Here is a 21,031-nt window from a genome sequence, read left to right on the forward strand (position 1 = left end):
GAGGCGGGCCTAGCGGGGCGTATCAATTAACTCGTCATTCCCGCGAAAGCGGGAATCCAGTGACTGTCGGGCTTTCAAAAGCAAAGACACTGGATGACCGGCTGCGCCGTTGTAAAGCGCCTCCTGCTTTCGCAGGAATGACGGGCAAGAGCGGTCAAGCCGCCTGCGAGGCTTCGAGGAAGTCCTGCGCAAACCGCTGCAGCACGCCGCCAGCGTCGTAGATCGACACTTCCTCGGCGGTGTCCAGGCGGCAGGTCACCGGTACTTCCACGCGCTCGCCGTTCTTGCGATGGATGACCAGGGTGAGGTCCGCGCGTGGCGTGCGCGCGCCAACCACGTCGAAGGTCTCGGTGCCATCGATGCCCAGCGTCTTGCGGTTGGTACCGGGCTTGAACTCCAGCGGCAGCACGCCCATGCCGATCAGGTTGGTGCGGTGGATGCGCTCGAAGCCTTCGGCCACGATCGCCTCCGCACCGGCCAGGCGCACGCCCTTCGCGGCCCAGTCGCGCGACGAGCCCTGGCCGTAGTCGGCGCCGGCGATCACGATCAGCGGCTGCTTGCGCTCCATATAGGTTTCGATCGCTTCCCACATGCGCATGACCTTGCCTTCCGGCTCCACGCGGGCCAGCGAACCCTTCTTCACTTCGCCATCGACCACGGCCATCTCGTTGACCAGGGTGGGGTTGGCAAAGGTGGCACGCTGCGCCGTGAGGTGATCGCCGCGATGGGTCGCGTACGAATTGAAGTCCTCTTCTGGCAAGCCCATCTTGGCGAGGTACTCGCCCGCGGCGCTGTCGAGCATGATGGCGTTGGACGGCGACAGGTGGTCGGTGGTGATGTTGTCGCCAAGCACGGCCAGCGGACGCATGCCCTTGAGCGTGCGCTCGCCCGCGAGGGCGCCTTCCCAGTAGGGCGGACGACGGATATAGGTGCTCTGCGCACGCCAGTCGTACAGCGGCGCGGCGCTGGTGCCGGCGCGGGCGCTGCGCGCGAACATCGGCTCGTAGACCTGGCGGAAATGCTCCGGCTTGACGCTGCTCGCCACGATCGCATCGATCTCTTCGTCGGTGGGCCAGATGTCCTTGAGCGTTACCGGCTGGCCGTTGGTATCGACGCCAAGCACATCCTGCTCGATGTCGAAGCGGATGGTGCCGGCGATGGCGTAAGCCACCACCAGCGGCGGCGAAGCCAGGAAAGCCTGCTTGGCATACGGATGGATGCGGCCGTCGAAGTTGCGGTTGCCGGACAGCACGGCGGTGGCGTACAGGTCGCGATCGATGATCTCCTGCTGGATCGCCGGATCGAGCGCGCCGGACATGCCATTGCAGGTGGTGCACGCAAACGCGACGATGCCGAAGCCGAGTTGCTCCAGCTCAGGGAGCAGGTTTGCTTCTTTCAGATACAGCTCCACCGCCTTGGAACCGGGCGCGAGCGAGCTCTTCACCCACGGCTTGCGCGTGAGCCCGCGTGCGTTCGCATTGCGCGCCAGCAGTGCCGCCGCGATCACGTTGCGCGGGTTGCTGGTGTTGGTGCAACTGGTGATGGCGGCGATGATCACCGCGCCATCGGGCATCTGGCCCGGCTGTTCCTGCCACTGGCCGGCGATGCCGCGTGCAGCGAGATCGGAGGTGGGCAGGCGCTTGTGCGGGTTGGACGGGCCCGCCATGTTGCGCACGACCGAAGACAGGTCGAACGTCAGCGTGCGCTCGTACTGCGCAGCGACGAGCGAGTCGGCCCACAGGCCGGCAGCCTTGGCGTAGGTTTCAACGAGCTTGCCCTGCTCGTCGCTGCGCCCGGTCAGGCGCAGATAGTCGATGGTCTGCCCGTCGATGAAGAACATCGCCGCAGTGGCACCGTATTCGGGCGCCATATTGGAGATGGTGGCGCGGTCGCCCAGGGTGAGGCTGGCCGCACCTTCGCCGCGGAATTCCAGGTAGGCGCCAACCACTTTTTCCTTGCGCAGGAACTCGGTGAGCGCCAGCACGATATCAGTGGCGGTGATGCCGGGCTGGCGCTTGCCGGTGAGCTCCACGCCGATGATGTCGGGCAGGCGCATCCACGAGGCGCGGCCAAGCATCACGTTCTCGGCCTCCAGGCCGCCCACGCCTATGGCGATGACGCCGAGCGCATCCACGTGCGGCGTATGGCTGTCGGTACCCACGCAGGTATCCGGATAGGCGACACCGTCCTGGACCTGGATCACCGGCGACATCTTCTCCAGGTTGATCTGGTGCATGATGCCGTTGCCCGGCGGAATTACGTCGACGTTCTCGAACGCCTTCTTGGTCCAGTTGATGAAGTGGAAGCGGTCCTCGTTGCGGCGATCCTCGATCGCGCGATTCTTCGCGAATGCCTGCGGGTCGAAGCCACCGCACTCCACTGCCAGCGAGTGGTCGACGATCAACTGCACCGGCACCACCGGGTTCACCTTGGCCGGGTCGCCGCCGCGTTCGGCGATGGCGTCGCGCAGGCCGGCCAGGTCGACCAGGGCGGTCTGGCCGAGGATGTCGTGGCATACCACGCGCGCCGGGAACCAGGGGAAATCACGTTCGCGCTTGCGCTCGATGATCTGCCTGAGCGACTCGGTGAGGATGGCCGGATCGCAACGGCGCACCAGATTCTCGGCGAGCACGCGCGAGGTATAGGGCAGCGCGTCATAAGCGCCCGGCTGGATCGCCTCGACGGCGGCACGCGTATTGAAATAATCCAGCGACGTGCCGGGGAGGGATTGGCGGTAGACGGTATTCATACGTATCAAGAATCCTGGAGATTAACGCCCGACGGACCGCAGGCCGATGCTCGGCGCGGACCTGCCGCCCGATCGGCACCTGCGACCTGTCTGAATGACCATGGCCGCGCACGCCGGGGCAGATGGACTGGCGCCCCGCGCGTGGCCCAACAGCGGAAGTCCTCGTGTCGGCGACCAGGGCGCAACGACGCCCGTGACCGGGACACGATCGGAAATTCGCACTATCTAGCTCGCGATTGTAACGCACGCCTCCCGGACATGACCCGAGCCGAGGCGGCATTCGTCCCCCCCAAATAGAAGGGGCGCAATGTGCACCTCGTGGTCGGTCCAGCGTTTGTGCGCAACAAACGCCTGGTCAGGTCGTTTGACGGGAACAAGGGGCAAGGTTCGTGGCGCGGCAAAAAACCGAGTCGCGCGCGGTCCAGTCGACCGAGGTATGGTTGCGTTCCCCGGTTGCTGCGAGATCTCCCATGAGCGCGCACGACATCCGTTCCGCCAAGCGCCCCGAGCCTGACCAGCCGATGCTCGACGTGGCTAACTACGTGGTCGACTACCAGATCGAATCCGCCGAAGCCTACGACACCGCGCGCTACATGCTGCTCGATTCGCTGGCCACAGCCATGCTGGCGATGAAGTTCCCCGAGTGCGTGAAGCATCTCGGCCCGGTCGTGCCGGGCGCCACGCTGCCGGGCGGCGCCCGCGTGCCGGGCACCAGTCACGAGCTGGATCCGGTGCAGGCGGCCTTCGCCATCGGGACGCAGATCCGCTGGCTGGACTTCAACGACACCTGGCTGGCGGCCGAATGGGGCCATCCGTCGGACAACCTCGGCGCCATCCTGGCCGTGGCCGACTACCTCAGTCGCCAGGCCGAGCGCGAAGGCGGTCGGCCGCTGAGCGTGCGCGACGTGCTGACGTACGCCATCAAGGCCCACGAAATCCAGGGCTGCTACGCCCTCAGGAACAGCTTCAACCGCGTCGGCCAGGACCACGTGATCCTGGTGCGCCTGGCCTCCACGGCGGTCGCCACGGCCATGCTGGGAGGCACCAAGGAGCAGATCACGACGGCGGTGTCGCACAGTTGGATCGATAACGGCGCGCTGCGCAGCTACCGCCATGCGCCGAACACGGGGCCGCGCAAGAGCTGGGCCGCCGGTGACGCCTGCCGCCGTGCGGTGACGCACGCCATCAATGCGGTTTACCGCGGCGTGGTGGGGTATCCATCGGCGCTGAGCGCCAAGACCTGGGGCTATTACGACGTGGCCTTCAAGGGCAACGCGTTTCAATTCGAGCGCCCGTTCGGCAGCTACGTGATGGAAAACGTGCTGTTCAAGCTCAGCTACCCGGCGGAATTTCATGCGCAGACCGCGGTGGAGTGCGCCATGCAGCTGCATGGGGCCGTCGCCGGAAGGATCGATCAGATCAACAAGGTGGCGATTGAAACCCAGGAAGCGGGTGCGCGCATCATCGACAAGACCGGCCCCCTGGCCAACTACGCCGATCGCGATCACTGCATCCAGTACATGGTTGCCGTACCGCTGATCTTCGGCCGTCTCACCGCCGATGATTACAACGACGAGGTGGCCGCCGACCCGCGTATTGACGCCCTCCGCGAGCGGATGGTGGTCAGCCAGAACCCGCAGTTCACCAAGGACTATTACGACCCGGACAAGCGTTATATCGGCAATTCGGTCCAGGTGTTCTTCAAGGACGGCACGAGCACGGAAAAGGTCTCCATCGACTTCCCGATTGGCCACCGCAAGCGCCGTGCCGAGGGTATCCCGGTCCTGCTAGCGAAGTTCGAGGCGGCCCTGCGGGGCCACTTGCCTGCCCACCGGGTCAAGGCCATTCTTGAGGCCACGGCAGACCCGGCGAGGCTGGATGGCATGCCTATTCAGCAGTTCCTGGGCTTCTTCACGTTGTAAAGACGGCGTGAGCTGAAAATGAACGAGCGTTTGGGGTCGATTCGCAATTGTTTAATTTTTGCTAAACTACTCCGCGCCCGTTTCGGGTATCTGAGCATCATAGGTTCTAAAGTCATGTCCGGGGATTCGAGAGGAGTTGGTTTCCACGGCTGATGTAATTCCCGTCTGGGGTGAACGGACGCGCACACCAATAAACGAGGAGACACCTGATGAAACGTAAGGGCCTATACATTTTTATTGCCCTCGTACTGGGCGGCGCAGGTGCCGTTCATGCACAGGACAACACTTCCAGCTCGACGTCGACCACCACACAGTCGACCCCGGCCTCGGGCTATGACGGTCGCTGGTACATAGCCCCGACGGTCGGTGGCTACTACAACGACACCAAGCGCAACACCAACAGCACTCAGTTCTACTATGGCCTGGGCGTTGGTCGGTTCTTCGGTCCGAACTGGTCGCTTGATCTCTTCGCGGATCGCACCAAGCGCACCATCGACGACAGCCTGGGCGGCGGTCGTTGGTCGAACAACAACTACGGCGTGACGGCCCGCTACTACTTCCTGGATTGGAACGCATGGCGCCCGTATCTGTTGGGCGGCGTGATGGGTAGCCAGCACATCACCCAGATCAGCAACGGCTGGTCGCCGGCGGCCGAAGCAGGCGTGGGTCTGTCGAAGACCATCACCGACAGTTCCGATTTCCGTGTCGAAGGCGGCTACCGCTACGACTGGGACAACGTGACCCTGCGCAACCGCAATGGTTATGGCGACTGGTTCTTCGGCGTCAGCATCGTGTCTCGCTTCGGCGAGCCCGCCGCTGCACCCGTGGTTGCGGCGCCGCCGCCGCCGCCGGATTGCTCCAAGCAGTTCCGCAACGGCGTGAACCTGTGCGACAACAAGTGCCCGGATCTGCCGGAAGGCACGATCGTCGGTCCGGATGGCTGCCCGCAGAAGGTGGTGATCGACCTGCGCGGCGTGAACTTCAAGTTCGATCGTCCGAAGAAGAACGAGACGAACATCGGACCGTCGCTGGCTGAGCCGACCAAGGACTCGTTGGCGATCCTCGATCAGACGGTTGATACCCTCAAGCGTTACCCGCAGGTGCGCGTGCTGGTGGCTGGCCACACAGACAACGTCGGTACGGCCGAGTACAACCAGAGCCTGTCGGAGCGTCGTGCGAAGATCGTGTACGACTACCTGATCGCCCACGGCATCGATCAGAGCCGCCTCGATCCTCCGGTGGGTTATGGCTTGACCAAGCCGATCGACACCAACGACACGGCCGAAGGTCGCGCTCGCAATCGTCGTACGGAGCTGGACGTTCAGCAGTAATCGCTGCAACGGTAAAGTTGGAAAGAGAGCCCGGCATTGCCGGGCTCTTTTTTTGCTTTGCCGCGCACGACCGCGACATCGCTTTGAGCGACTGCATGTACGGCAATGCCTAAATACTTGCCGCGCTTCATGCGCATCTCGTTGTGCGCTTCACGCGCTTCGTGAGTGACGTTTTTTCTGTCGTCATGGCGAGCGTGCTCCGGCGAAGCGCGCTCGCTGGTCGACATCGCACACCTCGGCGAGTGGCGACACGTTTGCTGATGGCATGCGCATCAGCAATGAATTCGCTTGCTCACCATCGCGCGCACGCGAACGCAAATCATGGCTTGCTGCTGACGTTATGCGTGACGAACTGCACTTGCTGGTCGGTGTTGCGCGCATGAAATGCGCTGGGTCAGCGACACTTTGTCGCACTCATCGACAGCATCGATGCATGCGCAATCCGCACTTGTCTGAACCACAGTTCACCAACGTCGTCTCGTATTGCGTGCGATGCGCTTAACGATTTTGCTACACTCCGCCGCGCTCACGATTTCGTGAATTTTTCTTGATCGCGACGTGAAGCAAAGGGATGACACAAATCCCTGGTCGTAGAAATTTGTTTTAGACGCGCGATTTCCGTCTGGGGTGGAATGGACGCGAATACCAATAACTAGGAGACACCAGATGATGAATCGTAAGGGCTTGTACTTCATGATCGCCCTGGCCCTGGGCGGCGTAGGTGCCGTTCACGCGCAGGACAACACCGCCGGTGCGGCCACCACGACCACGCCTAGCTACGATGGTCGCTGGTATATCGCTCCGACCGTCGGCGGCTACTACAACGACACCGATCGCAACACCAACAGCCGCCAGTTCTACTATGGCCTTGGCGTTGGTCGCTTCATTTCCCCGAACGTGTCGCTCGACCTGTTCGTCGATCGCACGAAGCGCACCGTTGATGGTGGCCAAAATAGTCGCTGGGCCAACAACAACTACGGTGTGACCGCGCGCTTCTACTACGGCGAATGGACCGCATGGCGTCCGTACCTGCTCGCCGGCGTGATGGGCAGCCAGCACCAGAACGCTGTCGACAACGGCTGGGCACCGGCTGCCGAGCTGGGCGTGGGCGTGTCGAAGACCATCACCGACAGCACCGACCTGCGCGTCGAAACCGGCTACCGTTATGACTGGGACGACAAGACCCAGCCGAACAAGAACGGCTACGGCGATTGGTTCCTGGGCCTCAGCATCGTGTCGCGCTTCGGCGAGCCGGCAGCTGCCGCTCCGGTCGCAGCTCCCGCGCCGGCACCGGTTGCTCCGGACTGCTCCAAGCAGTTCCGCAACGGCGTGAACCTGTGCGACAACAAGTGCCCGGATCTGCCGGAAGGCACGATCGTCGGTCCGGACGGTTGCCCGCAAAAGGTCGTCATCGACCTGCGCGGCGTGAACTTCAAGTTCGATCGTCCGAAGAAGGGCGAGGCCGACATCCGCAAGGCGCTGGCTGAGCCGACCGCTGACTCGCTGGCGATCCTGGATCAGGCTGTCGACACCTTGCAGCGTTACCCGCAGGTGCACGTGACCGTTGCCGGCCACACCGACAACGTCGGCACCGCCGAGTACAACCAGGCGCTGTCCGAGCGTCGCGCGAAGATCGTGTTTGACTACCTGACCTCGCGCGGCATCGCTGCCGATCGTCTGGAAGGCCCGCTCGGTTTCGGCAAGAACAACCCGATCGACACCAACGACACAGATGCTGGCCGCGCACGTAACCGTCGCACGGAGCTGCAGGTCAAGCAGTAATCGACCTGTAGAGCAGTACCGAAAAGCCCGGCTTTTGCCGGGCTTTTCTTTTTGTGCGCACGTATCGGCCCGACGGATCCCGCAACCACGCGGGTACGCCATCGATCTCAATGGCGCACCCGGTCGCCCAATCGCCTACCATGTGGCATGGCGACTTTCGTCGAGAGCCTATCGTTCGACCACTCATGCGTACTCCCCGATCCAACACCTCGACACGCGCAGCGGCTGCACCTCGTCATGGATTGGCGCGTGTGCTGAGCAAGCTGGGCGTGTGCTCGCGCAGCCAGGCCGAAAAGGCGGTGCGCGAGGGCAGGGTGAGTGTGGATGGCAAGGTCGTGCTCGATCCCGAACGTCCCACCGATGCGCAACGCCAGCAGATCAGGTTCGACAACGAGCCGGTGATGGCCACGACGCGTGTCTATCTCGCGCTCAACAAGCCGCGAGGCATCGTGGTCAGTGCAGCCGACGAGCGCGGCCGCGACACGGTCTACGACTTGCTGAAGGATGCCGGGTTACCGTGGCTGGGTCCGGTGGGGAGGCTGGACAAGGCCAGCGAGGGTTTGCTGCTGTTGAGCAACGACAGCGTCTGGGCGGCGCAGCTTACCGAGCCCAGGCATCACGTGGACAAGACCTATCACGTGCAGATCGACAGCATTCCGGATCAGGCGCTGTTGGATCGGCTGCTGGAAGGCATCGTCGAGCAGGGTGAGCGCCTTGCCGCCATACGCGTCGCGCTGTTGCGCTCAGGCGAAAAGAACGCGTGGCTCGAGATCGTGCTGGATGAAGGGCGCAATCGGCACATCAGGCGCCTGCTGGCAGCACATGACATCTCGGTGCTGCGGCTGATTCGCGTGGCGATTGGGCCGCTGGCGCTGGGTGAGCTGGCCAAGGGGCAGTGGCGGCATTTGAGCGCTGATGAAGTGCGCGCGTTGGCGGTGCCTTAGCTTGTCTTCCTCTCCCCGGTGGGGAGAGGACTGAGGTGAGCCCCAAAAAGGGGGTAAAGGGCGGGTGCTCGCGAAAACCGCGCAAACGAGCTCGCTTTGAATTGGCGATGTCGCAAGATTGACCCCTCACCCCAACCCTCTCCCCAAAGGGGAGAGGGAGCAAGAGATCAAATCACGCCCAGCTTCCTGCCGACCTTGGTGAAGGCCGCAATCGCCTGGTCGAGGTGCTCGCGCGTATGCGCGGCGCTCATCTGGGTGCGGATGCGCGCCTGGCCCTGCGGTACCACGGGGTAGAAGAAGCCGGTGACGTAGATGCCTTCGTCGAGCAGTTCGGCCGCCATGGCCTGGGCCTTCTTGGCGTCGTAGATCATCACGGGCACGATCGGGTGCACGCCCGGCTTGATGTCGAAGCCGGCCTTGGTCATCTGCTCGCGGAAGTAGCGCGTGTTTTCCTTCACTTGATCGCGCAGGTCGCCGGCGGCGGCGAGCATCTCGAACACCTTGATGCCGGCGGCCACCACGTGCGGCGGCAACGAGTTGGAGAACAGGTAGGGGCGCGAGCGCTGGCGCAGCATCTCGATGATTTCGCGCGGGCCGGTGGTGAAACCACCCAGCGCGCCGCCGAGAGCCTTGCCCAGGGTGCCGGTGATGATGTTGATCTTGCTCAGCACGCCGTTCACTTCGGCCGAGCCGCGACCGGTGTCGCCGAGGAAGCCGGTGCAATGGCATTCGTCGATATGCACCAGCGCACCGTATTTCTCCGCCAGCGCGGTGATCTGGTCGAGCGGGGCGATGAAGCCGTCCATCGAGAACGCACCATCGGTGGTGATCAGCTTGGTGCGCGCACCGGCTGCATCGGCGGCCTGCAGCTGCTTCTCCAGGTCGGCCATGTCGCAGTTGCCGTAGCGGAAGCGCTTGGCCTTGCACAGGCGGATGCCGTCAATGATCGAGGCATGGTTGAGCGCGTCGGAGATGATCGCGTCTTCCTCACCGAGCAGCGGCTCGAACAAGCCGCCGTTCGCGTCGAAGCAGGCGGCGTAGAGGATGGTGTCCTCGGTGCCGAAGAAGTCGGCGATGTCTTTTTCCAGCTGCTTGTGCAGGTCCTGCGTGCCGCAGATGAAGCGCACCGACGCCATGCCGAAGCCGTGCGTATCCAACGCGTCCTTCGCGGCCTGGATCACTTCGGGGTGATCGGCCAGCCCCAGATAGTTGTTCGCGCAGAAATTGAGGACTTCCTTGCCGCTGTCCAGGCGGATCTTCGCCGACTGCGGAGAAGTGATGATGCGCTCGGCCTTGAACAGGCCTTGCTCACGGATCGATTCGAGTTCGCTGGCAAAGCGCGACTGGCCGGGGTAGCTCATGAGGGGATTCCAGCTGGGGGCAAAGCGCTATTTTGAGCCCTTGCGGCGGCGCTGGGAAGGAAGGGGCCTGGGGGTGGGTCGTGGGGGCGCATGAATGAGTTACGCCGCTTCGACCATGCAGCACTCTAGATGAGCAAGACGCCCCGACGCGCGCTTCTTGCGCCCGCTACCCACCCCAATCCCCCAAGCTCCCGCCTCACCCCTGATGCAGGCCAAACTCCGTGCGCGTCGTCTTGCCCTTGTCGTCGATGCCTTCGGCAGTGAGCTTCGGATCCTTCAGCGCCATGCGCTTGTCGTCCAGTTTGCCGTGCAGCCAGGTCTGGACGGCGGCGGCGCGTCGATTGGCGAGGTCGCGCATGGCCTGGTCGTCCACCGCGACATTGGTTTCCATCAGGCTGCGCATCTCGTCGGGCTCAAGTGACTTCTTCAGGCCGATGACATTCTTGGGCTTGCCCTTGAAGTCGTCGTCCTTGTAGGCGCGCCTGAGGTACTTCTCGTACTCGTCCGGGGTGACATCGACCGAGGCCAGCGCGGCGTTCGAGGTGTCGGCGTTCTTGCCCGACTTGTCCTGCGCCTTCTCCCGGCGAACCATGGTGTCCACGGTGAACTTGCGCAGTCCGTCCTGGTCCTTGGCCGGGTCGACACGGCCGATGATGTCGAGATTCAGCGCGGTTTTCTGGTTGAGCATGCCGACCACCTTGCCCAGTCGCTCCTGTGCGGCACTGTCCAGCACGTCCGAACCCGGCTCGAATTCCACGTAGCCCAGGTCTTCATGGCTGCCGCCGCCAAAGGCTGCGCCGAGCAGATGAAACGGTGCCGTGACCGCCTTGGCGATCAGGTTGCCGATGGCGCGCCAGATCAGGCCGCCCATGCTGAACTGCGGATCGTCCAGCGAACCGGACACCGGCACGTTCACGTCGATATTGCCTTGCGAGTCCTTCAGCAGGGCCACCGCCAGCTTCACCGGAAGGTGCTTGATGCCGGGACTCTCATCGCGGTCGCCGAAGGTCAGCTGGGTAATGAAGATGTGGTTGTCGGCATTGAGCTTGCGGTTGTCCAGCATGTAGTGGACATCCATGGTCAGCTTGCCGGCGGTGATCGGGTAACCGGTGTACTTGGTGGAGTAGGCGGTAAGCCGGGTCAACTCGACCTCGTTGGCCTTGCCCTTGATATCGAGGAAGGCCACCGGCTGCAGCGGATTGATGGTGCCGTCGATATCCACCGGCGAGTTGTCGTCCAGCGCCGCCTGCACCGACAGGTCGGCGGGCGGGTCGCCGGGCGTGGTGCCAAAGGCCCCGATCTTGCCGGTGAGCTTGGTCAGGTTGGCGGTGTAATTCGGCTTGATGAAGTTGTCGGTGTAGTTGAGCTGGCCGTTGAGCAGGGTGAGGCCGCCGATATGGATGTCGGCCGGCGGCGAGGCGGGCGCTGCCGGCGCGGCCGTGGCGGGTGCGGTGGCGACGGCGACCGGAGCCGATGGCTTCGGTGCCGCCGGGGCCACCGGCGAGAGCGGCACACCACCTTCGGCGCGGGTCACCGAGACCGGCGCCTGCTCCGGGTTGGCCACCACCTCGGACAAGTTCAGCGTGCCGTTGGCATTGACGATCACGCGCGCGTAGAACGAGCTGAGCACCAGGTTGCCCGCGTGCATGCGCGGGGCGCCGGTGCCATACGCGGCGTCGAGGTTGGAGGCGCTGAGCGTGCGCCAGCGCAGGAAGTCATCGCCGGTGAGCTTGTCCTGCACGCGTACCTGCTCGAGTGCGGCACTGCCCTGGTAATTGATCTTGGGGTCCTTGCCGCGGCCGTCGTAGTGCAGCTTGCCGTTGCCGCTCACGCGCGCGCTGGCGATGGTCACATTGAGCGGCACGCTGATGTAGGACGTGAAACTGGCGAGGTCGATCTGCTTGGAGGTCAGCTGCACATCGGCCATGGCCGGCGTGGGCTGCACCTTGCCGTTGACCGAAAAGCTGCCCTTGCCGATGCTGCCTTCCAGCTTCATCGTGCGCGGCTGATCCAGCTTGTCGGTCAGATCGTCGATACCGCCCTTGAGCGCGGTCACCTGGATGTTCACTGGCTTCTCGCCCGAGGCCTGGTCAGTGAAATTGACGCTGGCGTTGTCCATGCCCAGGTGGGCCACGCTCCAGTGCCACGGTGGCGTAGCGTCCGCTGCCGCCTTGCCGGCCGGCCCCTTCGCCGCGAACAGATCCAGCAAGGTGATGCGCTTATGCGAATCGCGCACCACGTCCACGGCAAAACCATCGGCCGTCACCGTGCCCAGCTGCGCCTGGCGATCGGCCAGATCGATCAGGTTGATCTCGGTATCGGCCTTGTTCCAGGCCACGGGCGCGCCGTGACCTTTGACCTGGGGTTCCAGCGCGAAGTCGGTGACGGTGGTGTGCGCATCGGCGAGATGCACGTTGACCGCCTTGCTCCAGTCGAGCTGAAGCTTGCCGTTAGCGTCGAGCTTGCCCTTGGTGACGCGCGCAGCCAGGCCTTGATAGGCGACCGCCTGCAGCGGCACCAGGTCGACCTGCTTCATCTCCAGCGTGCCGGCCAGCCGCGCGGCGGCCAGATCCAGCGTGCCCTTGGCGACAACCTCGCCGCCGAACAACTGGCCGGCGAGATCGAGCTTGCCGGCAGGCGCGGGCAGCTTGCTCAGGCCCTCCAGGCTACCGTGCAGGCGGACCAGGTCGAGCTTGTCCTTGCTCGGGCTGGTGTAATGCACGGCGCTATCGTCAAGCAGCATCGCGGCGATGCGCAGGTCCATCGGGGGTGAGGACGAGTCGGTAGGTGCGGACGGCGCGGTCAGCGTGTCCAGGTTGCTATGGCCTGCCTCGTCCAGCGCATAGTGCAGCTGCGCCTGGGTGAGCTTGAGCGTGCCCAGGTGATAGCGCGAGACCAGCGGCTGTACATCCTGCAGATCCACACTGGCGTGGCCGAGCGTGAGGATGGGCTGCTCATGGTTGCTGTTGAGCACGAAGTCGTCCAGCTCAAGATTGCCGGTCAGCTCCACCAGAGGCGTGGGCTTGGCTTGGACGAAGTGCAGGTCCAGCTTGCCGCTGGCCAGTCCCTTGGGAATGGCCACCGGCAGCGGGGTGGGGGCGTAGGCCAGGTAACGCGGCAGGTCCAGGCGGTCGAGCTGGAAGTTGATCGTGGATTCGCGGCTGTCGGCGAACGGTTTGGTATGACCTTCGATGTGCAGCGGGCTGCCGTCCACCTTCATCGACAGCAGCGGCTGCACGAACACATCGGTATCGTTGGGCAGGTTGGCGATGAAGGGGATGCCGACCTCTAGCTGCTCGACGTGGTGCAGTGCCTTCATCAGCTGGTCGTCGAACTGAACGTCGCCGTTGTGCACGCTGATGTTGGACAGCGCAAAACGGGTCGGCGGCGTCTTCGGGTCGGTCGGCTTGGACGCGTAGCGCTCGATCAGGTCGGTGAAATTGAAGCGCTGGTCGGGCGTGCGCACGATGCGGATGCGCGGATGCTGCAGGCTGAACTCATCCAGCACGGGCGCCATGCGGAACAGCGCGGTCCACGAGCTGTCGATCACCGCCTCGTCGACATCGACGAACGGCGATTTGCCGTCGCGATCGCCAATGTGCAACTGATCCAGACGCAGGCGCAAGGTATACGGATTGAGGTGCACCGCGCCGATGGTCACCGGTCGCGACAGCGCGGCGCTGGCGCGCTTCTCGATCTGGCTGTGGATGATGGGCGGCGCGACGAAGAAGCCGAGCAGGCCGAACACGACCACCGCGATGGCGGTGATCGCGGTCCATTTACGGACCCGATGCGACCGGTAGACGGCAAGGGCCCAGTCGCGTCCGGCGGCCAGGCGGGGGTTGCTGAACAGATCAGCCATCCGACGATGCTCCCATGTCATCGCGCCGACGGCGGGGACCACCTGGTCCAACACCTTCGCATTCCGGCGATTCTGTCGGCGCGTTCTGCGCGAAGTTTACCCGGGAGGCTGTGAATCAAGTGGGCCTTTTCCGTCATTTAGCACAACGGAAAAGGCCTTTTGTGATGGACGTTCAGGCTGCGTAAGAGACTGTAGACCGGCTCTTACGTCCAGGAGCACACGACCTTGCCGCACTTGCCGGCATCCATCAGGTCGAAACCCTTCTGGAAGTCGTCGATGGCGATCTGGTGGGTGAGTACCTTCTGCAGCGGGAAGCCGGTCAGCACCATCTGGGTCATCTTGTACCAGGTCTCGTACATGCGACGGCCGTAGATGCCCTGCATGGTGAGGCCCTTGAAGATCACCTTGTCCCAGTCGATGCCGGCGCCCTTGGGCAGGATGCCGAGCAGGGCGATCTTGCCGCCGTGATACATGCAGTCGAGCATGTCGTTGAAGGCGCGCGGGTTGCCGCTCATTTCCAGACCCACGTCGAAGCCTTCCATGTGCAGGTCCTTCATCACGTCCTTCAGCGACTGGTTCGCCACGTTCACCACGCGGGTGGCGCCCATGTCGGCCGCCAGCTTCAGGCGGTAGTCGTTGACGTCGGTGACCACCACGTTGCGCGCGCCCACATGCTTGGCGATGCCGGCGGCAATGATGCCGATCGGGCCTGCGCCGGTGATCAGCACGTCCTCGCCGATCAGGTCGAACTCGAGCGCACAGTGCGCGGCATTGCCATAAGGATCGAAGAACGCGGCCAGCTCGGACGGGATCTGGTCCGGAATCGGCCACAGGTTCGAGGCCGGCATGGTCATGTACTCGGCAAACGCACCGTTGCGGTTCACGCCGATGCCGACGGTGTTCGGGCACAGGTGCTGGCGGCCGGCGCGGCAATTGCGGCAGTGACCACAGACGATGTGGCCTTCGGCCGAGACGCGGTCGCCGATCTTGTAGCCGGTGACGCCGGGGCCGATCTCCACGACACGGCCGACGAACTCATGGCCGATGGTCAGGCCGGGCTTGATGGTGCGCTGCGACCAGTCGTCCCACTTATAGATGTGCAGATCGGTACCGCAGATCGCGGTCTTCTCCATCTTGATCAGCACCTCGTTGGGGCCGACCTCGGGAACGGGCACTTCTTCCATCCAGATGCCCTGTTCGGGCTTGACCTTGACCAGGGCTTTCATCATCTGCGGCATGGGATTTCCGTGGGGAGGGCGGGAAAACGACAATTATAGGAGGCGGGACGCCATATCGCTTTCCTGCACTGCAGCGTTGCCGTCGTTATCCAGCGCCAGAATGTGCGCAAGTTCATGCGGCCTCCCGTGGGGAAGCCGTTGATGTGACGGGAAAACCGACTCCTGACCGACACCCCGGCCGGGTGGCCGGGCGCGGCACGATCTGGCTGGCCTCAACCTGGACAGGCGTGGGGAGACGGTGCGCGTGACTCGACCATGGGCAAGGGCGCAGCCTGCTTCGCCCGTTACACTGATGGCCATGTCTGTTTCCTCTGTTGCGTTCGAACACCGTCCACCAGCGATCTTTCTCATGGGGCCAACCGCCTCGGGGAAAACGGCGCTCGCCTGTGCGCTCAGCGAGCGCTTTCCCGTGGACCTGGTCAGCGTCGACTCGGCCCTGGTTTATCGCGGCATGGATATCGGCACGGCCAAGCCGGACGCGGCCACGCTGGCGCGCTATCCCCATCGCTTGATTGACATCCGCGATCCAGCCGAGCCGTATTCGGCGGCGGATTTTCGCGCCGACGCCGTCGCAGCGATGCAGCAGATCACCGCGCAGGGCAGGGTGCCCCTGCTGGTGGGTGGCACCGGGCTCTACTTCCGCGCATTGCAGCAGGGCCTGTCACAGCTGCCCGAGGCCGATGCTGCGATCCGCGAGCGTCTGGCGGCGGAGGCGGCAAGGCTTGGCTGGCCGGCCATGCATGAGCGCCTGGCCACGCTCGATCCCGCTGCCGCGGCCAGGATCGGGCCGAACGATGCGCAGCGCGTGCAGCGCGCGCTCGAGGTGATCGAGCTCACCGGTCGGCCGCTGTCCGAACAACAGCGTGGTGGAAGCGGCGAGCGATTCCCCTGGCGCGTGCTAAAGCTGGCCTTGCTGCCGGCTGATCGCGGGCCGCTGCATGCGCGCATTGCCGAACGCTTCGACGCCATGCTCGCGCATGGCTTTCTCGATGAGGTGCGCGCGCTGCGGGCACGCGGCGACCTGCATGCGGATCTGCCGGCGATCCGCGCCGTCGGCTATCGCCAGGCCTGGGAGCATCTGGATGGCCAGACGGATGCCGCCGAATTTCGCGACCGCGGCATTTTCGCCACACGGCAACTCGCCAAGCGGCAGATCACCTGGTTGCGCAGCGAGCTCGATGCACGCGTGTTCGATCCGGAGCGGCCCGGCCTGGTGGAGCGTGCGCAACAGGCACTGTCGCTGTTCCTCGGGTCGCCCGATTAGGGCCTGGCGAAGGCTTTGGCGGCGCGGCGTCTAAACGTCTTTTTCACACCTGCCGAAAAGCTGCATTTTCTCTTTCATCAACGATTTAAAAGTGGTTAATATTCGAGGCATTGGGTCGGGGCGCCGTGTGCGTCTTTTCTCCGGCCTGTCCGTTGCGAGGGGAGAACAAAAAATGTCCAAAGGGCAATCATTGCAAGATCCATTTTTGAACGCATTGCGCCGCGAGCGCGTCCCGGTCGCCATCTACCTGGTCAACGGCATCAAGCTTCAGGGCACGATCGAGTCCTTCGATCAGTTCGTGGTGCTGCTGCGCAACCAGGTGAGCCAGATGGTCTACAAGCACGCCATTTCCACCGTGGTACCGAGCCGCAACGTGCGCATGGGCAACGGCCATGATGGACACGACGGACACGGTGACGCGCCAGCCGGAGCCGCCGACGCGGACGGTTGATTCAGCCGGCCGGACAACCCATGTGGATAGGGCGCCGAGTCGCTTAGACGCGGTGCGGCGTCCTCCGTTGGTCGTGTATCGACATACACTTCACCATTCCGGCATGGCTCCGCGGGCCCGTGGCTCGCGGGGCGGCCCGTCCATATAGGTCATCCCAACCTCGTGTTTGATCGTCAAAAGAAAGGCGACCGCGCCGTCCTTGTTCTCCCGCATTCGCGCGGCGAGGGTGATGCGGGGCGGCGTGCCGAAGAATTCGCCGAGCTGGTGAAGTCGGCTGGCGCCGAGATCCTGGCCAGCATCGCCGCCCGCATCGATGTGCCCAATCCCCGTTATTACATCGGTACCGGCAAGGCCGATGAGGTTGCCGAAGCCGTGCGCGCGGTCGACGCGGACGTGGTGCTGATCGACCACATCCTGTCGCCGGTGCAGGAGCGCAACCTCGAGAAGCTGCTCAATATCCGCGTGGTCGACCGTGCGGGCCTGATCCTGGACATCTTCGCCCAGCGTGCCCGTTCGCATGAAGGCAAGCTCGAGGTGGAACTGGCCCAGCTCAAGCACCTGGCCACCCGCCTGGTGCGTGGCTGGACCCATCTGGATACCCAGCGCGGCGGTGCCATCGGCAACCGCGGCCCGGGCGAAACCCAGCTGGAAACCGACCGCCGCCTGTTGGCCGAACGCGTGAAAATGCTCACCAAGCGGCTGGAGAAGGTGCAGACGCAGCGTGGCCAGCAGCGCCGTGCGCGCTTGCGCAATACGGTGCCGCGGGTGGCCCTGGTGGGCTACACCAATGCCGGCAAGTCGACCTTGTTCAATGTATTGACCGAGGGCGAGGTGTTCGCCGCCGACCTGCTGTTCGCCACGCTCGACCCGACCGTGCGCAAGCTCGATGGTCTGTCCTGTGGTCCGGCCGTGCTGGCCGATACCGTGGGCTTCATCCGTGAGTTGCCGCATGACTTGGTGGCCGCTTTCCGCGGCACCCTGGCCGAAGCGCGCGATGCCGACCTGCTGTTGCATGTCAGCGATGCCGCCGACGAGGAGCGCGAGCGGCTGTCGCGCGTGGTCGATCGCGTGCTCGACGAAATCGACGCGGGTGAGCTGCCGCAATTGCGGGTGATGAACAAGATCGACCTGGCTGGCGTCGAGCCACGCATCGACCGCAATGGTGAGGGTCGGCCGCAGACGGTGTGGCTTTCCGCCGCAACCGGCGAGGGCCTGGACCTGCTGCGCCAGGCGCTGGGCGAACTCCTCGGTGGCGAACGCGTGCAGTCGGAGCTGCATCTGCCGTTGTCCGCCGGCCGCCTGCATGCCCGCCTCAAGGCGGCCGGCGCGATTGCCGGCGAAGTGGTGGACGAAGGCGGCTGGCGCCTGGCCATCGACGCGCCGCGCAGCGTGATTGCGCCCCTGAGCGGTGGCAGCGCCGCCGAGGCTGCCTTGCTGCAGGATTTGCTGGGGGAGGTCGAGGAACCCCTGTAGTGCCCAGGCCGGGCCGGATCGTCCAGGGCCGCAGAGCTCGGTGGGTGATCGAGGGGCCGGGCGTGCTGCGGCAGCAGATCGAGGGCGCGTTCAGCCGGGGGAGGAATCCCCGTCCGGCTCTGATAGAATGAGCGGCGTTTGTGCGGCCATTCCGTGCCTCGGCGGCACACTTGCCACGACGCGCCCTCGCCACCATGTCTAAACCCGTTCAACCTGCTTTCCGGCCAAAGTTGCCGGCCTCCCAGCGGCCTCAAGGAGACTGACCATGGCCTGGAACGAACCCGGTAACGGGCAGCGTGATCCCTGGGGCAAGAACCGCCAGTCCGGCAACAAGCCGGGCCTGGAGGACATGCTCAAGCAGCTTCGCAACCGTCTGGGCAACCTGGGCGGTGGCGTCGGCGGCATTTTCACCATTCTGCTGGCGCTGGTGCTGGCGTGGTTGCTGATCAGCAGCTACACCATCGTCGATGCGCGCCAGGCTGGCGTGGTGCTGCGTTTTGGCCAGTACTCGCGCACCCTGCCGCCGGGCTTCCATCTCAAGCTGCCGGCGCCGATCGAGACCGTCACCAAGGTCGGCACGACCGAGATCCGTTCGGTATCGGACAAGGTGCGCATGCTGACCAGCGACGAGAACATCATCTCGGTCGACTTCAACGTGCAGTACCAGGTTTCCGATGCGCGCAAATACCTGTTTTCGCTGAGCGGCCCGCCGGAAGACACCTTGCGCCAGGCGGCCGAGGCGGCCGTGCGTACCGTAGTTGGCGCCAATGTGATGGACAACATCCTCACCAGCCAGGGCTCCGAGCCGACCGTTGCGCCCGCAGCTGCACCGGCCAGCAGCGTCGCCGCGGCTGCCTCCGCCGCGCCTGCCCCGGTAGCGCCCGTGGCGCCGGCGGTGGCGCAGACCCGCGACACCTTGCAGCAGCAGACGCGCGAAATCCTGCAGGCCACGCTGAACGAATATGACGCCGGCCTGCTGGTTACCGACGTCAGCTTCCAGAACGTGGCGCCGCCGCAGGAAGTGAAGGACGCCTTCGACGACGTCAATGCCGCGCGCGAAGACAAGCAGGGTACCGAGAACAATGCCCGTGCCTACGCCAGCCAGGTGGTGCCGGTGGCTCGCGGCGATGCCGCGCGCATTTCCGCCGAGGCGCAGGGCTACTCCGCCCAGCGCGTGGCCATTGCCACCGGCGATGCAGCGCGCTTCAACCTGATCCTGAAGGAATACAAGGCGGCGTCGGACGTGACGCGCCGGCGCCTGTGGCTGGAGACGGTCGAGGACGTCATGTCCAAGAACCCGAAGGTGCTGGACGGCTCCGGCGGCCGCAACATGATTTATCTGCCGCTCGATCGCGTGACCGGCAAGGATGTGCCGGGCGTGGGTGCGGTGATGCAATCCGCCGGCAGCGATGCCCTGGTTGGCAAGGAGAAGCAGCCATGAAGTTCATCTCCGGCATCATTGCTGTGCTGATCGTGCTGATCGGTTTCAACAGCCTGTTCATCGTGAGCGAAGGCGAGACGGCGCTCGTGCTGCAATTCGGCCGCATCGTGCGCACGGGCGACCAGCCCGGGCTGCACTTCAAGCTGCCCTTCGTGCAACAGGTGATGACGTTCGACAACCGCATCCTCACGCTGGAAGCGCCGCCGGAACGCTACTTCACTTCGGAGAAGAAGAGCGTCAACGTCGACTTCTTCGTGAAGTGGCGCATTGCCGACACCGCCACGTATTACCGCGCCACCGCCGGCGACGAGCTGCAGGCGGCCAATCGCCTGACGCCCATCGTCAAGGATGCGCTGCGCTTCGAGTTCAACGGACGCACCCTGCAGGAGCTGGTCGCGGCCGGTCGCAAGGACGTGACCGAGCGCGTGCGCAAGCAGACCGATGCGGCGGCCGGCAAGAGCCTCGGCATCACCGTGGTCGACGTGCGCATCAAGCGCATCGACCTGCCGGACGAAGTGAGCGAGTCGGTCTACAAGCGCATGCGCGCCGAACGCACCCAGCTGGCCAACGAGTTGCGTTTCACCGGCCAGCAGGCGGCGGAGACGATCAAGGCCGACGCCGACCGCCAGGCCCAGGTGATCAAGGCCGAGGCCGAGCGTGACGCGGCCAAGGTGCGCGGCGAGGGCGATGCGCAGGCGGCGGCGATCTACGCGCAGGCTTATGGCCAGGATCCCGAATTCTTCGCGTTTTATCGAAGCCTGGCGGCGTACCGTAAGTCGTTCGAGGACGGCAAGGGCGTGCTGGTGCTGAAGCCGGACTCGGAGTTCCTGAAGTATTTCAACGACGGCGCATCGTCCAGGCACTGAGTGGTAGCGGTCGATGTCGCATGAGCTGTTGGCTGCGTTATGCCTGATGCTGGTGATCGAAGGCTTGGTGTTGTTCGCCGCGCCGCGTGGCTGGCAAGCCACCATGCGCGAGGCAGTGAAACTCAGTCCGCGGACGCTGCGTCTGTTTGGTGCGGCTGCCATCGGCATAGGCCTGGTGACGCTGCAGTTGATGCATTGAATGAAGGCGGTGGATGGGCCGTTCATCCATCGCCGCTAACCGTCGTCCCGGCAGGCGCTGGGGCACTGTGATCCTCAAGGCGCTGCCGTGACGAGCAGGCCTGCTTCATCGAAACAAATCGCCCCGCCTGGGGCATCCGAACTCAAAT

Annotated in this window: 15 protein-coding genes; 10 read left to right on the forward strand and 5 right to left on the reverse strand. The window is 64.3% G+C overall.

All coding sequences use genetic code 11. The features are described 5' to 3' along the window. Positions 1–154: 154 nt before the first annotated feature. Entirely contained in the window at positions 155–2,749 is a 2,595-nt protein-coding gene (gene acnD / locus OUZ49_RS03525) for a Fe/S-dependent 2-methylisocitrate dehydratase AcnD (protein WP_266148555.1), read from the reverse strand. A gap of 470 nt (positions 2,750–3,219) precedes the next feature. Here acnD and OUZ49_RS03530 point away from each other — a divergent pair, with 470 nt between their 5' ends. Continuing rightward, positions 3,220–4,671: a bifunctional 2-methylcitrate dehydratase/aconitate hydratase gene (locus OUZ49_RS03530; RefSeq protein WP_266148556.1), complete on the forward strand. Its 1,452-nt coding sequence runs from the start codon at positions 3,220–3,222 to the stop codon at positions 4,669–4,671. Between the two features lie 209 nt (positions 4,672–4,880). Next, positions 4,881–6,002: an OmpA family protein gene (locus OUZ49_RS03535; RefSeq protein WP_266148557.1), complete on the forward strand. Its 1,122-nt coding sequence runs from the start codon at positions 4,881–4,883 to the stop codon at positions 6,000–6,002. Here the strand turns inward: OUZ49_RS03535 and OUZ49_RS03540 are convergent. Continuing rightward, positions 5,993–6,229, reverse strand: a complete 237-nt coding sequence (locus OUZ49_RS03540) for a hypothetical protein (protein WP_266148558.1) — start codon at positions 6,227–6,229, stop codon at positions 5,993–5,995. The genes OUZ49_RS03535 and OUZ49_RS03540 overlap by 10 nt on opposite strands. A gap of 442 nt (positions 6,230–6,671) precedes the next feature. Here OUZ49_RS03540 and OUZ49_RS03545 point away from each other — a divergent pair, with 442 nt between their 5' ends. Beyond that, positions 6,672–7,784, forward strand: coding sequence for an OmpA family protein (locus tag OUZ49_RS03545; RefSeq protein WP_266148650.1), 1,113 nt, complete (start codon positions 6,672–6,674; stop codon positions 7,782–7,784). 185 nt (positions 7,785–7,969) lie between these two features. Beyond that, positions 7,970–8,728: a pseudouridine synthase gene (locus tag OUZ49_RS03550; RefSeq protein WP_323134908.1), complete on the forward strand. Its 759-nt coding sequence runs from the start codon at positions 7,970–7,972 to the stop codon at positions 8,726–8,728. A gap of 167 nt (positions 8,729–8,895) precedes the next feature. Here OUZ49_RS03550 and kbl read toward each other — a convergent pair whose 3' ends face one another. From kbl to tdh, 3 genes are all read right to left on the reverse strand, one after another. Then, positions 8,896–10,089 carry a glycine C-acetyltransferase gene (kbl, locus tag OUZ49_RS03555; RefSeq protein ID WP_266148559.1) on the reverse strand — a complete coding sequence of 398 codons (1,194 nt, stop codon included), beginning with the start codon at positions 10,087–10,089 and terminating at the stop codon, positions 8,896–8,898. A 196-nt stretch (positions 10,090–10,285) separates the two neighbouring features. Next, positions 10,286–13,951 (reverse strand): DUF748 domain-containing protein, encoded by a 3,666-nt coding sequence (locus OUZ49_RS03560; protein ID WP_266148560.1) that lies wholly within the window; start codon positions 13,949–13,951, stop codon positions 10,286–10,288. Between the two features lie 203 nt (positions 13,952–14,154). Beyond that, entirely contained in the window at positions 14,155–15,189 is a 1,035-nt protein-coding gene (gene tdh, locus OUZ49_RS03565; RefSeq protein ID WP_266148561.1) for an L-threonine 3-dehydrogenase, read from the reverse strand. A gap of 349 nt (positions 15,190–15,538) precedes the next feature. On the opposite strand from tdh, the gene miaA reads away from it, so the two are divergent. The 6 genes from miaA (at position 15,539) to OUZ49_RS03595 (ending at position 20,883) form a co-directional block, all read left to right on the forward strand. After that, positions 15,539–16,453, forward strand: a complete 915-nt coding sequence (gene miaA / locus OUZ49_RS03570) for a tRNA (adenosine(37)-N6)-dimethylallyltransferase MiaA (RefSeq protein WP_266148562.1) — start codon at positions 15,539–15,541, stop codon at positions 16,451–16,453. 172 nt (positions 16,454–16,625) lie between these two features. Next, positions 16,626–16,904, forward strand: coding sequence for an RNA chaperone Hfq (gene hfq, locus OUZ49_RS03575; protein ID WP_266148652.1), 279 nt, complete (start codon positions 16,626–16,628; stop codon positions 16,902–16,904). A gap of 162 nt (positions 16,905–17,066) precedes the next feature. Next, positions 17,067–18,377, forward strand: coding sequence for a ribosome rescue GTPase HflX (hflX, locus tag OUZ49_RS03580; RefSeq protein ID WP_266148563.1), 1,311 nt, complete (start codon positions 17,067–17,069; stop codon positions 18,375–18,377). Between the two features lie 265 nt (positions 18,378–18,642). Further along, positions 18,643–19,818, forward strand: a complete 1,176-nt coding sequence (gene hflK / locus OUZ49_RS03585) for an FtsH protease activity modulator HflK (RefSeq protein ID WP_266148564.1) — start codon at positions 18,643–18,645, stop codon at positions 19,816–19,818. Further along, positions 19,815–20,684 carry a protease modulator HflC gene (gene hflC, locus OUZ49_RS03590; protein ID WP_266148565.1) on the forward strand — a complete coding sequence of 290 codons (870 nt, stop codon included), beginning with the start codon at positions 19,815–19,817 and terminating at the stop codon, positions 20,682–20,684. The genes hflK and hflC overlap by 4 nt, the downstream gene beginning before the upstream one ends. Before the next feature lie 13 nt (positions 20,685–20,697). Next, positions 20,698–20,883: a DUF2065 domain-containing protein gene (locus OUZ49_RS03595; RefSeq protein WP_266148566.1), complete on the forward strand. Its 186-nt coding sequence runs from the start codon at positions 20,698–20,700 to the stop codon at positions 20,881–20,883. Positions 20,884–21,031: the final 148 nt, after the last annotated feature.

The sequence above is a fragment of the Dyella halodurans genome, from assembly GCF_026283925.1.
GTDB classification, from domain to species: Bacteria; Pseudomonadota; Gammaproteobacteria; order Xanthomonadales; family Rhodanobacteraceae; genus Dyella; species Dyella halodurans.

Coding starts and splice junctions, on each gene's coding strand:
- OUZ49_RS03530 (WP_266148556.1), top strand. CDS start 3,220: ATGAGCGCGCACGACATCCGTTCCGCCAAGCGCCCCGAGCCTGACCAG.
- OUZ49_RS03595 (WP_266148566.1), top strand. CDS start 20,698: ATGTCGCATGAGCTGTTGGCTGCGTTATGCCTGATGCTGGTGATCGAA.
- kbl (WP_266148559.1), bottom strand. CDS start 10,089: ATGAGCTACCCCGGCCAGTCGCGCTTTGCCAGCGAACTCGAATCGATC.
- acnD (WP_266148555.1), bottom strand. CDS start 2,749: ATGAATACCGTCTACCGCCAATCCCTCCCCGGCACGTCGCTGGATTAT.
- hfq (WP_266148652.1), top strand. CDS start 16,626: ATGTCCAAAGGGCAATCATTGCAAGATCCATTTTTGAACGCATTGCGC.
- hflK (WP_266148564.1), top strand. CDS start 18,643: ATGGCCTGGAACGAACCCGGTAACGGGCAGCGTGATCCCTGGGGCAAG.
- miaA (WP_266148562.1), top strand. CDS start 15,539: ATGGGGCCAACCGCCTCGGGGAAAACGGCGCTCGCCTGTGCGCTCAGC.
- OUZ49_RS03550 (WP_323134908.1), top strand. CDS start 7,970: ATGCGTACTCCCCGATCCAACACCTCGACACGCGCAGCGGCTGCACCT.
- tdh (WP_266148561.1), bottom strand. CDS start 15,189: ATGCCGCAGATGATGAAAGCCCTGGTCAAGGTCAAGCCCGAACAGGGC.
- OUZ49_RS03540 (WP_266148558.1), bottom strand. CDS start 6,229: ATGTCGACCAGCGAGCGCGCTTCGCCGGAGCACGCTCGCCATGACGAC.
- hflC (WP_266148565.1), top strand. CDS start 19,815: ATGAAGTTCATCTCCGGCATCATTGCTGTGCTGATCGTGCTGATCGGT.
- OUZ49_RS03545 (WP_266148650.1), top strand. CDS start 6,672: ATGAATCGTAAGGGCTTGTACTTCATGATCGCCCTGGCCCTGGGCGGC.
- OUZ49_RS03560 (WP_266148560.1), bottom strand. CDS start 13,951: ATGGCTGATCTGTTCAGCAACCCCCGCCTGGCCGCCGGACGCGACTGG.
- OUZ49_RS03535 (WP_266148557.1), top strand. CDS start 4,881: ATGAAACGTAAGGGCCTATACATTTTTATTGCCCTCGTACTGGGCGGC.